Annotated in this window: 8 protein-coding genes and 1 pseudogene; 7 read left to right on the top strand and 2 right to left on the bottom strand. The window is 40.1% G+C overall.

The window, feature by feature from the left end:
• Nucleotides 1–218 (bottom strand): Arm DNA-binding domain-containing protein (locus ACFILO_RS08445; RefSeq protein ID WP_375678127.1); only part of this gene is annotated, 218 nt, incomplete at its 3' end.
• Between the two features lie 385 nt (nucleotides 219–603).
• Entirely contained in the window at nucleotides 604–1,881 is a 1,278-nt protein-coding gene (locus ACFILO_RS08440; RefSeq protein WP_375678126.1) for a ubiquinone biosynthesis hydroxylase, read from the bottom strand.
• 732 nt (nucleotides 1,882–2,613) lie between these two features.
• Here ACFILO_RS08440 and ACFILO_RS08435 point away from each other — a divergent pair.
• The 7 genes and pseudogenes from ACFILO_RS08435 to ACFILO_RS08405 all read left to right on the top strand — a co-directional run bounded on the left by ACFILO_RS08435 (nucleotide 2,614) and on the right by ACFILO_RS08405 (nucleotide 12,372).
• The gene (locus ACFILO_RS08435) at nucleotides 2,614–5,055 is read left to right on the top strand and encodes a DNA translocase FtsK 4TM domain-containing protein (RefSeq protein WP_375649746.1); all 2,442 of its coding nucleotides are present in this window, start codon (nucleotides 2,614–2,616) and stop codon (nucleotides 5,053–5,055) included.
• A gap of 723 nt (nucleotides 5,056–5,778) precedes the next feature.
• Nucleotides 5,779–6,035 (top strand): annotated as a pseudogene (locus ACFILO_RS08430) (DNA translocase FtsK); the annotation flags it as partial.
• Between the two features lie 121 nt (nucleotides 6,036–6,156).
• Nucleotides 6,157–6,765 carry an outer-membrane lipoprotein carrier protein LolA gene (locus ACFILO_RS08425; RefSeq protein WP_273790530.1) on the top strand — a complete coding sequence of 203 codons (609 nt, stop codon included), beginning with the start codon at nucleotides 6,157–6,159 and terminating at the stop codon, nucleotides 6,763–6,765.
• A gap of 33 nt (nucleotides 6,766–6,798) precedes the next feature.
• Nucleotides 6,799–7,614: an exodeoxyribonuclease III gene (locus ACFILO_RS08420; protein ID WP_375611707.1), complete on the top strand. Its 816-nt coding sequence runs from the start codon at nucleotides 6,799–6,801 to the stop codon at nucleotides 7,612–7,614.
• Between the two features lie 61 nt (nucleotides 7,615–7,675).
• A complete protein-coding gene (locus ACFILO_RS08415; RefSeq protein WP_375678125.1) occupies nucleotides 7,676–9,157 on the top strand; it encodes an efflux transporter outer membrane subunit in 1,482 nt (493 codons plus the stop codon).
• The gene (locus ACFILO_RS08410; RefSeq protein ID WP_375678124.1) at nucleotides 9,154–10,380 is read left to right on the top strand and encodes an efflux RND transporter periplasmic adaptor subunit; all 1,227 of its coding nucleotides are present in this window, start codon (nucleotides 9,154–9,156) and stop codon (nucleotides 10,378–10,380) included. Before ACFILO_RS08415 ends, ACFILO_RS08410 begins: the two co-directional genes overlap by 4 nt.
• 3 nt (nucleotides 10,381–10,383) lie before the next feature.
• Nucleotides 10,384–12,372, top strand: coding sequence for a MacB family efflux pump subunit (locus ACFILO_RS08405; RefSeq protein WP_375632079.1), 1,989 nt, complete (start codon nucleotides 10,384–10,386; stop codon nucleotides 12,370–12,372).
• Nucleotides 12,373–12,650 lie beyond the last annotated feature (278 nt).

Below are 12,650 nucleotides of genomic sequence, written 5' to 3'. Positions count from 1 at the left end.
GAACGCCACCCAGTTGCCAATTCACGGGCTTGTTTTAAAGAGACATCTCGCAACGCTCCCAAGCCCATTTCACGACGACGTTCGTGAAGGGTATACCGTAAAATCCATTGAGCACCTCCATCTTTACGCTTATGAAGTAACAAGCCAGCACCATCATTATATTTGCCAGCCCCCAATGTTGCGACAGATCTTGCATTAAGACGGTTCATAAGAGCCATTTTTTACTCCTTTCTTATATAAATTTGATCCACACATTCATCCCACTTGTTATGTGCAAATGAGTGGTTTTGATTGAAGCAATATAAACTGATTTAAAATGAGACAATCTTAGGTTATTCGGGACTCTCATTCAATATGAATAACGATAGATTATCATTATAAATCAATGCATTGTAGAGATAGTAAACGTTTTTTTCAGTGCGTAGTGAATACTCTCATAATGTAGCTTGCTTGTCGAGTTTTATGTTAAGTGAAATATGGGAGGAGGAAGTCAAGAAAAAATTACTCGACAGGAATCCGGTTTGTAAACAGATTGGATGAGATAGGAATTTTTTGTTCTTTGAAGGAGGAAGGCAAAGGTTGTAAAATAGTATGAATTTTTTCTTAAAGTGGGAAGCCGTGTAGAAGACGTGGGGCATTTGGAGAGAGTCCGGCAGCTTCTTGAATGAAGTATTTTTTTATTTTTGGTGCTTGATTAATGATTCCAAGTCCGGTATCGCGGAGCATCCGTAAAAGAAGGCTATCATTAGAAAAGAGTTTATTAAGCCAATCATTGCTTAAAGCCATACGGACAATTTCAAAACGTCTCCAGCTTTGATAGCGCTCTAAAGCCGTGAGGGAGCCAATGTCAAGACCTAGTCGTGCTGTTTCAATAATCACTTCAGCCAGCGCAGCGCTATCGCGTAATCCTAAATTGAGTCCTTGTCCTGCAATGGGGTGGATGGTATGGGCGGCATCGCCAACGAGAGCAAAACGTGGTTTAACGCATTGACGTGTTAAAGAAAGACTCAAAGGAAAAGCTTGACGTTCGCCATCCCAAGAGAGTTTGCCTAATCGATGGCCAATGCGTCTTTCGAGTTCTGTTTCAAAAATAAGTGTATCAGCTTTGAGATAATATTGCGCAGTTTTATGATCTTCATTCCACACAATGGCGGATCGGTTGCCTTTGAGAGGGAGAAGAGCAAAAGGACCGGCAGGTAAAAAATGTTGAATTGCTTGACCATTATGGGGTTTTTCATGTTCAACTGTGCAGATGATTGCTGTTTGTTTATAGGGATGAGAAAAATTTTTCAGACCAGCTTTTTGGCGTAATTTCGAATGGGCTCCGTCAGCTGCAATAAGCAATTTTGTTTGCCAAACCTCTTCATTATTTAAAGTGACGGTTGTATGTTGATCTTCTTGATGAAAATCAATGACACGGGTGTTTGTAATAACAGGGATATTGAGACCTTTGACACGTTTTTTTAAAGTGTTGATGAGTTCTCTATGCTCTACCATAGCAGCAAAGGGCTCGCCGGGATTAATGTCGCCTTCAAAGGTTAAAAGAGTGGGTTTGACAGGATCATTTGTGCTTGTATCTGTGATGATCATTGAATGAATGGGTTGCGCATAGAGTTTTATAGATTCCCAACATTGTAATTGTTTTAACATACGAATAGAAGCAGCAGCAAGGGCAATGGTTCGTATGTTAGAAGCAGCGGGATCTCCTTGTGGAGCAGCATCAACGATTTTTATTTTCAGATTAGGGGCTGTTTGCTTGAGTGCTATCGCTAGGGTTAAACCGACAGCTGCCCCCCCTGCAATGAGCAGATCACATTGTTTAGTTTTATGAGATTTAATTTTTTTATTGGGTTGTACATTTTTATTGCGATTAGAACACACAATACTTCTTCCATTGTTTATAGTTTGCTTTCTTTTAAAAAGAATATCTTTTTACATTGCTAAAATATCTTAACCTTTACTTTTCTCTCTGCTTTACAAAAACGAGGTTTCTTTTTAGCGCCAATCTGATGACAGATTGGTTTTTCAGAGTTTTTCTGCTTAATCATTTATGTGATTCATCTTACAGATTTATCGGATAAGCTTTTTTAAATATCTTCTTCAATTCTTTTTACACTTGGTTGATAAAAAAGAAAACTAAAAATAAACAAAGATGGTTGTGTATTTTTTTAGTTGTGTGAGTTGCTTCAGTATGCTTGTCCTGAAAGGGGCCATTTCGTTAGTATGATAGATAAAAATTGTGGTCATTCGTGATGGTTAAAACAGTATTCATATTTTGCCGTTATCATGGTGTAGCGTAAAAAATATTATTTGTTTAGGAAGGTGCCTATAGCACCCATGTAACACTTTACACATGAGGTGTTTTTTGGTTGATCGTTTGATAAATATTCAGGGAGAGCTTTTTGTGCGCCTTATGAAGGATTGTCTCTTAGGGTGGTGGGTATATGAATGATATGAAGTGGTTAGAAGGTAGAACGCGCTAGATAAGAAGTCGGATTGTTTACAGGCGATTTGTTTACAAATCGGCACAGAGTTTAAGCTTCATTCTTTTTTAAGAGAGAGAGGGAGTTATAACTCTTTAAAATATGAAAGTTTTGTATTTGGAATTGATAGATGCACCGAAGTTCTTCTCCTTATGATTCATTAGAAGTGCGAAATTCTCAAGGTTCGCGTCTTATTGAGATGTTTTTACGTCAGATAGGAGTATTTATTGGGCTCGGGCTTTTGGGCTTTATTATTTTTTGTGTGTTTGCTTTGGCGACGTGGAATGTTGCGGATCCATCTTTAACCCATGCAAGTACAAATGAGGTTACAAACCTTATGGGGTGGATGGGGGCAATTTTTTCAGATTTTATTATGCAGTTTTTTGGCTTGGCAAGTCTTTCTGTTTTGTTGCCACCGTTATTTTGGTCTTTTCTCTTGTTGGCGCAAAAGAATATCTACAATTTGACTTTGCGCTTTTTTTTATGGGTGCTATCAACGATTTGTTTTTTAATTGCTTTTGCCCTTATGTCACCTGTTGCTTCTTTTACTTATTGGCCATTGCCAATGGGATTGGGAGGGGTTTTAGGAGATAAAGTTTTAAGTGTTGCTTCTTCAGTCTTTCCTCTTTTTCTTTCTCCTCCTTACACGGTGTTTTTCAGTGTTGTTTTTATTCTTTTAGGTTTTTTCACCGCTGCTTTTGCTGGTAATGTGATATGGCGGCGTCGAACAAAGAAAAGAAAAGAAAAAAGCATTCCAAAAGACGAAATCGTTAATCCAGTCTTTGAGTTGGAAGAAGATACGGAATATGCCGCAGAGGAGGATCGTGAAAATCATGGTTTTTTTGCGACAACTTGTGGCGCTCTTTTGCATCTTTTTTATTTTTTACAAGCGCGTTTTTTTCGTTTATTCTGTTTCAAAAGGCGTTTTCAGAGTAAAGGGCAAGGAAAGCCATTTGATCGGATTGAGCCAACTTTTTTAGGTGAAAAAGTAAAGTGTGAGGAAAATCAAAATAAAGCCTATGTTTCTCCTGTTAAAAATCGAAAGTCTTTAACAGCTTCTTCAAAGGGTGGTTTTGTTCTTCCTCTTGTAGATTATCTTTCGGTTCCACCACCGTCTGTTAAGGATGCAAAACTTTCTCCTGCTGTTTTAAGAGCAAATTCTCAGGAGCTTGAAGGGGTTTTGTTAGATTTTGGGGTCAAAGGAAAAATTATAGATGCTTGTCCTGGACCGGTGGTAACTTTGTATGAATTTGAACCGGCAGCAGGCATTAAGTCTTCCCGTATCATTGGTTTGGCAGATGATATTGCACGCTCGATGCGTGCGATTTCGGCGCGTGTTGCGGTGGTTCCAGGACGTAATGTTATTGGAATAGAATTGCCCAATGCAAAGCGTGAGATGGTTTATTTACGAGAAATGTTGCAGGCGCAAGAATTTATTGACAGCAAAGCCAAGCTAGGACTTGCTTTGGGTAAGACAATCGGGGGGGAAGCTGTTGTTGCAGATTTAGCAAAAATGCCCCATCTTTTGGTTGCTGGTACAACAGGATCGGGAAAGTCTGTTGCTATCAATACAATGATTTTATCATTGCTTTATCGTATGACACCTGAACAATGTCGTCTCATTATGGTGGACCCGAAAATGCTTGAGCTTTCGGTTTATGATGGCATTCCCCATTTATTAACACCCGTGGTGACAGATCCTAAAAAAGCCGTGATTGCTTTAAAGTGGGCTGTTCGTGAAATGGAAGAACGCTATAGTAAAATGTCAAAACTAGGTGTTCGTAATATTGATGGGTTTAATGCACGTCTTAGGGAAGCTGCAAGTCAGGGAGAGACAATGGTGCGGACAATTCAAGTTGGATTTGATCGCGAGACTGGTGAGCCTCTTTATGAAACGGAAACACTTGATTTTAGTCCTATGCCCTATATTGTTGTCATTATTGATGAAATGGCTGATTTGATGATGGTTGCTGGTAAAGATATTGAAGGAGCGGTTCAACGTTTAGCACAAATGGCACGTGCTGCCGGTATCCATGTAATTATGGCGACACAGCGTCCTTCTGTCGATGTTATTACTGGGACGATCAAAGCCAATTTTCCTACACGTATTTCTTTTTCTGTGAGTTCAAAAATTGATAGCCGAACAATTTTAGGCGAACAGGGGGCCGAGCAATTATTGGGACAAGGAGATATGCTCTTTATGATGGGAGGAGGACGTATTCAGCGTGTGCATGGGCCTTTTGTTGCGGATGATGAAGTGGAGCAGGTTGTTGCGCATCTCAAAGCGCAAGCACGACCGGATTATTTAGAAACAATTACGCAAGAAGTTGAAGAGGATGGTGCTGATGTTTCTTTGTCTTCTCCTTCAGAAGATGATCCCTATAGTCAAGCTGTTGCTATTGTGCTTCGTGATCGTAAGGCTTCGACCTCTTATATTCAACGCCGTTTAGGCATTGGTTATAACCGCGCTGCGACATTGATTGAGAGGATGGAAGAAGAAGGTATTATTAGTCCAGCAAATCACGCAGGGAAACGAGAAATTTTAGTGCCTGCTGAAGAAGAGCGCTTTTGAAAAATCTTTATAGTTGTTTTTTATAATACCTTGTAAAACAAGTGTTTATCCTATTGTATCGTAGAAATTCTGCATTTTCATATACCAGCTCTCAATTTGCGATAGCTCCTTGGTACTTGAGACTCCTTATAAGGGGATTCTTTATCTTATATAACTTTTATCCATACACCAACCTTGCTTGTAACGTGCAAGCAAATGATTTGAATTGATTCAATATGAGAGAGTATGTGATGAAAGAATCTTATTGTCTTTGGCGTTATGATTTAAGTTAAAAAGATAAATTATTATAAATCAATATCTTGGTATAAAATAATGTCATTGCGAGTGTAGAGGGGGGTAAAAGCATGTAAGGTTTGGTATTTAAGTGTCTTTTTAAGTGCGCTCTAAATATTTAGGGCAAGGCTGATCTGTCGAGTCTTAATATAAATGAATTATATGGGGTGGGAAGCTAAGTGAAATTTGCTAAACTCCAAACTGTTTACAGAGTGGTTCGGATGAAGATTTTTATTCTTTTGGGTGGGAAGGAAGTCAAAAAAGCATTTTTGATACTTAAAAGAGCTTTCATGTTCGCGAGTAATATGTTTAGTCCTTAATCCATTATGTATTGACTATAATTTATGTTGCTTCATAGATTAGGGGTGGGAAAGAATATATTATGCGTTTAGAAAATCAGCAGATAAGCAGGAAAATTTGATGATTTCGGAAACATAAACGCAGACTGGTTATTTGGAAACGATACCGAAAGAGATCGCAAGAAATAGAGGGATGTTTCTTTAGCAGATGATTCCTATTGTCAAGCTGTTGCTATTATGCTTCGTGATCGTAAGGCTTCAACTTCTTATATTCAATGTCGTTTAGGCATTGGTTATAACTGTGCTGCAACATTGATTGAAATGATGGAAGAAGAAGGCATCATTAGTCCAGTAAATGATATGGGTAAGCGAAAAGTTTTGGAGACTGTCGAAGAAGAATACTTTTAAAAATCTTTTGATATTTTTTTCAAACAATATCTTTATCTTATAAAGAAGGGTATTTATTCGTCGTTGATCACTTAAGTTATGAATTATAAAGTCAATTAAGTATTGCTTGGGAGCATTTTTTATGAAAACGTCTTTTTTACCGCAAAGAAGAATCTTTGGGTTGGTGGGAATTATTATCTTTTGGTGTTTAACTTTTCCTGTTTTTTCGCAAGTATCTAATAAAGTGATAAAGGCGCAAAATGTTGTGAATCACTTTGCGGCAATCAAAACAATGACAGGTGATTTTATTCAGTTTAGTCCAAAGGGAAAAATGTCTCAGGGGACATTTTATTTAGAGCGTCCAGGGAAAATTCGTTTCATTTACAAAAAAATGCCTTTACAAATTATTGCAGATGGCCAATTTGTGGGTATTAACAATCGGGCTTTGAATACTTGGAACTTTTCACAACTTTCGCAAACGCCAATGAAGTTTTTGTTGGATGATAAAATTGATGTATCTTCTGGGCGCTTGTTGGCATTTCGCGAAGATCCAGGGGCTGTGACGATTGTTCTGCGTGATAAAACGATTGGGGCAGGGCAAATAAGGATGGTTTTTGATTCTAAAGGCTCTGCTTTGCGGCAGTGGACAATTGTTGACCAACAAAATTTGGAAACTACTGTGCAGGTTATGAATGTGCGGACAGACGTCCGGTTCGCTAATGGGATGTTCACGCTTCCTTCGAAGAAATGAAGAAAGAGTGTTACGTTATTTGGATTAAAACAAATGTTCTTTCGTATTGCGACTTGGAATATTAATTCTATTCGTTTGCGTCTTGCACAGGTTTTTCAGTATTTGGAACTCTTTTCCGCAGATGTTTTGTGTCTACAGGAAACAAAATGTCCAGATGCTTTATTTCCAGTGGAGGCTTTTGAAGCAGCGGGTTATAAGCATATCGCATTGAGTGGACAAAAATCTTATAACGGGGTGGCTATTGTTTCTCGTTTGCCTTTTAAAAAGGTAGAAAAGCGTTTTTTTTGCCAAAACCAAGATTGCCGTTATATCTCAGTTATTGTGGAAGCCCATGGGAGAAGCTTGCGGATTCATAATTTTTATGTTCCTGCTGGGGGAGATATCCCTGATGCTGATGTGAATGAAAAGTTTCGTCATAAGCTTGATTTTTTAGAAGAAATGTCCTCCATTCGTGCGGATCAAGGCGATGGTCTTTCTTCTCTTTTGGTGGGAGATTTAAATATTGCTCCTTTGGCAGAGGATGTTTGGTCTCATCAGCAATTGTTGAAGGTTGTAAGCCATACTCCCATTGAAACCGAGCGTTTACAGGATTTGTGTTGTCAAGGTGGATGGGTTGATCTGATGCGGTTGCATATTCCTGTTCCTACCAAGCTTTACACATGGTGGAGTTATCGTGCTCGCGATTGGGCATTTACCGATTATGGGCGGCGGCTTGACCATGTTTGGTCTTCTCAAGATTTAGCCCCTTTTGTTGTAGATCTTTCGATTTTTCGTGATGCGCGCGGATGGGAACGTCCTTCAGATCATATTCCTGTGCAAACTGTATTTGATTTTTCACGTCAAGTTTGAAATAAGAGGTAAATAAAGTATTAATATTAAATAATGATTCTGAAAGAATGCGGGAGACTGGATGTATATCAGAAATCTCAAATGGGGCGCTTCTCGTGGATTATTTTTTAGTGTCTTGTTGTGTTTGCTTTTGTCAGGATGTATGGTTGGTCCTAATTACCAGAAAACATCTTTTCGTGTTCCAGCAGTTTGGGGAGAAAAATCTGCACAGACTGCTGGGCAGCCCGTTGCGCTTGCCGGATGGTGGCGGCATTTGAATGATCCTGTTCTAGATGCGTTAATGGATTACGCGATTTCTGGAAATAATAATGTTGCTGTTGCCAAAGCTCGGGTACGTGAGGCGCGTGCGGGTTTAGGACAGGTTGTGGGAACTCTTTTGCCAAATGTGTCCAATTCAATTTCAGGAACCCGTAGTCGTTCTGGACAGTCTGATGCATTGTTCAACCAGTATAGTAGTGGTTTTGATGCAAGCTGGGAGCTTGATTTTTTTGGTGGGCATAAACGTGCGGTTGAAGCGGCGCGTTATGGCCTTGATGCGGCTGTGGAAGATATGCGCGCTACCATGGTGACATTACTAGGAGATGTGGCAACAAATTATGTGCAAATGCGTGGTTGGCAACAAAAGTTGTTTATTGTGCGGCAAATTGCTGTATCACAACGTAAAACTTATGAACTGATGCGCGCTAGATTAACAGCTGGTGATGTTTCTGAGCTTGATGTTTCAAATGCGCAAGCACAAATGGCAAATACAGAAGCAGATATATCACAGATGGAAGCGAATTTAGCAATGAGCGTTCATCGCCTTTCTGTCTTAACTGGTCGTGTGCCTACGGCATTGAAGGATCTTTTACAAAAAAATGCTAAGCATGCAAAGATTCCACAACCACGCTGGCCGATACCAGCAGGAATTCCAGCCGATATTTTGTTAACACGTCCAGATTTGCGACGGGCAGAGCGTCAATATGCGCAAGCGACAGCACGGATTGGTCAACGTGAAGCAGATCGTTATCCATCACTTACTTTAACAGGTAATATTTCGACAGCAGCAACGGCAATTGATCAATTATGGAAAAATTCAACGATTGGCTGGTCTTTTGGACCTGGTCTTCGTTTTCCTCTTTTTAATGGAGGTCAGGTCGAGGCTTCTATTGCGGTAGCGCGCGCGCAGCGTGATCAAGCTTTTATTACTTATCGAGCTGCTGTGTTGGAAGCTTTAGAAGATGTAGAAAATGCGCTTGTAAGATTAACGAAGGAACATCAACGCTTAGAAAAGCTAATCGTTGCGAATAAAGCTTCTCTTCATTCCTTAAAACTTTCACGGAACCTTTTTGAGAATGGAAATACTAGTTTTCTTGAATTGTTAAATGCTGATCGCTCTTATTATTCTGCACAAATGGCGCTTAAAGATAGCCGTGTTTCTTTGGTTACGCAATATATCACGTTGATGAAAGCATTGGGGGGGGGCTGGGATGGCATTGTTGATGTATCGCGTCCAGAAGTCGTTGATAATGCACCTCGTTCGCGTGCAAAGGTAGGGAAATGAAAAAAAACTTACTCAAAAATTTCATTACAAAACACAAAAAACTTTCCTTCTTTTTAACTGCTATATTTCTCATTCTCTTGTTGTTATGGTTACGTTCTGTTTTTTTTGGAACATCTGCTCCAACTTATATAACAGCGGTGGTGAAACGTGGGGATATTGAGGAAAGTGTTTTAGCTTCTGGTCTTGTACGTCCTTACCGGTTGGTGGCTGTTGGTGCGCGAGCAACAGGGCGTGTGGTGTCAATGCATGTTTCCCCTGGGAGTGTTGTGAAAGAAGGCGATCTCTTGGCAGAAATTGATCCTACAGATCAGGAAAATGATTTAAAAAGAAAAAAAGCAGCATTATCGCATTATTATGCGAGTTTGGTAGAACAAGAAGCCTATCTTTCTCTTGCACAGAAAAATTTAGAGCGTCAGAAAAAAATGATTGAAACACGTGCGGTTTCACGTGCGAACCTCGATGAGGCTACGACACAGGTGAAAATACGCGAGGCGCAAATTGAACAACTTCGTCAGCAGATTGTGCAAGCACAAATTGATGTGGAGAGTGCAGAGGTTAATTTAGGTTATACACGCATCACTGCCCCTTCAGCGGGAACGGTTTTGGCAACAGTTGTGGAAGAAGGGCAGAATGTGAATGCGGTTCAGTCGGCGCCAACGATTGTTATTTTGGGTGATTTATCAAAGATGACGATCAAGGCGCAAATCTCAGAAGCAGATGTTCTTAAAGTCCGAGCTGGACAACCACTTTATTTTACAGTTCTAGGTAATTCACAGCGTCGTTATGAAGGCGTTTTAGAAAAAGTAGAGCCGGCTCCTGAAGCAATTCGTGCTGATGTGAGTATTAATCCTGGTATGGTGAGTGGTTCTAGTGCTTTAATATCATCGGCTATCTATTACAATGGAATTCTACATGTTGATAATGCGGACAATTTTTTGCGAACCTATATGACTGCTCAAGTTCATATTATCTTAGGGCACGCGCAGAATGTCTTGTTGGTTCCAAGTGATGCTTTACGCGATGAGACAAGAGAGCGTAAAGCATGGGTTTCTGTTTTGGTGGGGGAAAATAAGGTGGTTACTAAACAGGTGAGCGTTGGGTTGAATAATAAGGTTATGGCAGAGATTATTTCAGGACTTAACGAGGGTGATGTCGTCGTCACCAGTTCGTCTGATGGAGTGATGCCAGAGTCTTCTCACATGCATAGCGAAGACGAGAGTTAAAGCATGAGCACAAATCAAGCAGATGCTGTCTTCGTCTTGGAAAATATTGTGCGCAAATTTCCTGCGGGCGAAGCGTTTGTTACCGTTTTGAAAAACATCAATCTTACCATTAAACGTGGTGAAATGGTGGCAATTGTAGGTGCTTCCGGTTCAGGTAAATCGACCTTGATGAATATTTTAGGCTGTCTTGATCGTCCAACTTCTGGTCGTTATTGGATCTCTGGTAAAGAAACAGCTTCCCTTTCTGCGGATGAATTGTCGGCTTTGCGACGTAATCATTTTGGTTTTATTTTTCAGCGTTACCATTTGTTGAATGAATTGACAGCTCTTGGTAATGTTGAAATTCCGGCTATTTATGCGGGATGTGCCGTGGAAGCAAGGAAAAAGCGGGCACAGGATCTTTTAACGCGTTTGGGCATGGGTGATCGGATAAATCATCGTCCAAATCAGCTTTCCGGTGGTCAGCAACAACGTGTTTCTATTGCTCGGGCGCTCATGAATAATGCGGAGGTCATTCTTGCAGATGAACCAACTGGTGCATTGGACAAAAAGAGTGGGCAAGAAGTATTGCATATTTTGGATGAACTTCATCAAGAGGGGCGTACCATTATCATTGTAACCCATGATATGCAGGTGGCTGAAAGAGCAGAGCGTATTATCGAAATCAGTGATGGGGAAATTATTGCTGATAAACGGTCAAGGGTTGCAAAAACAAAAGTTGGTGGAAAATCTTTTCAGGAACAACAAAATCTAAAAGGCCAACAAAAACTGGGCTTTTTTCGTTCTTTTGTTGAGCGATTCCGTGAGGCGTTTGTGATGGCTCTGTTGGCAATGAATGCACATCGCATGCGGACTTTTCTAACAATGCTTGGGGTGATTATCGGTATTGGGGCGATTATTGCTATGGTGGCTTTAGGGAATGGTACACGAGAGAAAATTCTGGAAAATTTTAAAAGTTTGGGTACTAATACATTAACCATTTTTCCTGGTAAAAGTTTTTCTGATCCACAAGCAGAAAAAATAACCAGTTTGGTTGAAGCTGATGCAGAAGCCTTGTCTGGATTACCTTATGTTTCTGGTGTGACACCACAGATTTCAGCAAGCTCGAAAGTGCGTTTTGGTGCAGTTGAAGTCAATGCCATTATTGCGGGGGTGGGAGAACAATTTTTTCAGACACAGGGGCTCAAAGTTTTCAAAGGACAGTTTTTTGATCAAAAAAGTGTCCATGATCGGGCGGTTGATCTCGTGATCGAGAAAGAAGCATTGTCTGTTCTTTTCCCCCATAGCCATGAAAGCCCCCTTGGAAAGGTGGTGAATGTGGGTAATGTTCCTGCGCGTATTATTGGTGTTGTTGATTCGCAAAATAATGCAAGTGGAGATACATCAAATACTTTACAGCTTTATTTACCCTATACAACAGTGCAGACGCGTTTTCTTGGTACAACAGAAGTTCGTGCAATTATTGTTAGGATTGCTGATGATATTGATTCATATTTAGCGGAGACCATGATAAAACGTTTTCTCATTATGCGGCATGGCGGGGAGGATTTTTTCATTAGAAATTCTGAATTTTTCCGTGAACGTGTTATGGAGAGTACAAATATTTTAACACTTTTAATTTCTTCAATTGCAGCTATTTCCCTGGTTGTGGGGGGTATAGGGGTGATGAATATTATGTTGGTCACAGTTTCTGAGCGGATCAATGAAATCGGCGTGCGTATGGCAGTTGGTGCACGGCAAAGTGATATTTTACAGCAATTTCTCATTGAAGCGATTTTGGTTTGTGTGATTGGTGGTGGTTTGGGGATCTTGCTTGGACTTTCTATCGGTGGCTTGTTTCTTCTGTTTAAGGCACCTATTCATTTGGTGTATACTATTGAATCGATCATTATGTCTCTTACTTTTTCAACCCTCATAGGAATATGTTTTGGCTTTTCTCCAGCGCGGCAAGCTTCACGGCTTGACCCTGTTGTCGCTCTTTCACGCGATTAAGCTTTATCAATTGGGGCATGTTTGTTCGTGATGCTTTCCTACTTGGACAAGGTATTGATTTATAATGATAATTCACTGTTTTGTATGTTGAATGAGAGTCCCGAATAACGTAGGATTCTCTCATTTCAAATCTGTTTATCTTGAATCAATCAAAACCACTCATTTGCACATAACAAGTGGGATGAGTGTATGGATAAAAACTGTATAAGAAAGGACTAAAAATGGCTCTTATGAACCGTCTTAATGCAAGGGCTGTCGCAACATTGGGAGCTGGCAAA

This window comes from Bartonella sp. AP72JLCBS (assembly GCF_042195705.1).
In the GTDB taxonomy this organism is placed as follows: Bacteria; Pseudomonadota; Alphaproteobacteria; order Rhizobiales; family Rhizobiaceae; genus Bartonella.
The sequence above is the reverse complement of the archived record's forward strand: the minus strand, read 5'-3'. Positions and strand labels throughout refer to the sequence as shown.

Bases quoted from the DNA above. Each gene is read 5' to 3' on its own strand.
- ACFILO_RS08415 (WP_375678125.1), top strand. From the start codon at position 7,676: ATGTATATCAGAAATCTCAAATGGGGCGCTTCTCGTGGATTATTTTTT.
- ACFILO_RS08420 (WP_375611707.1), top strand. From the start codon at position 6,799: ATGTTCTTTCGTATTGCGACTTGGAATATTAATTCTATTCGTTTGCGT.
- ACFILO_RS08405 (WP_375632079.1), top strand. From the start codon at position 10,384: ATGAGCACAAATCAAGCAGATGCTGTCTTCGTCTTGGAAAATATTGTG.
- ACFILO_RS08435 (WP_375649746.1), top strand. From the start codon at position 2,614: ATGCACCGAAGTTCTTCTCCTTATGATTCATTAGAAGTGCGAAATTCT.
- ACFILO_RS08425 (WP_273790530.1), top strand. From the start codon at position 6,157: ATGAAAACGTCTTTTTTACCGCAAAGAAGAATCTTTGGGTTGGTGGGA.
- ACFILO_RS08410 (WP_375678124.1), top strand. From the start codon at position 9,154: ATGAAAAAAAACTTACTCAAAAATTTCATTACAAAACACAAAAAACTT.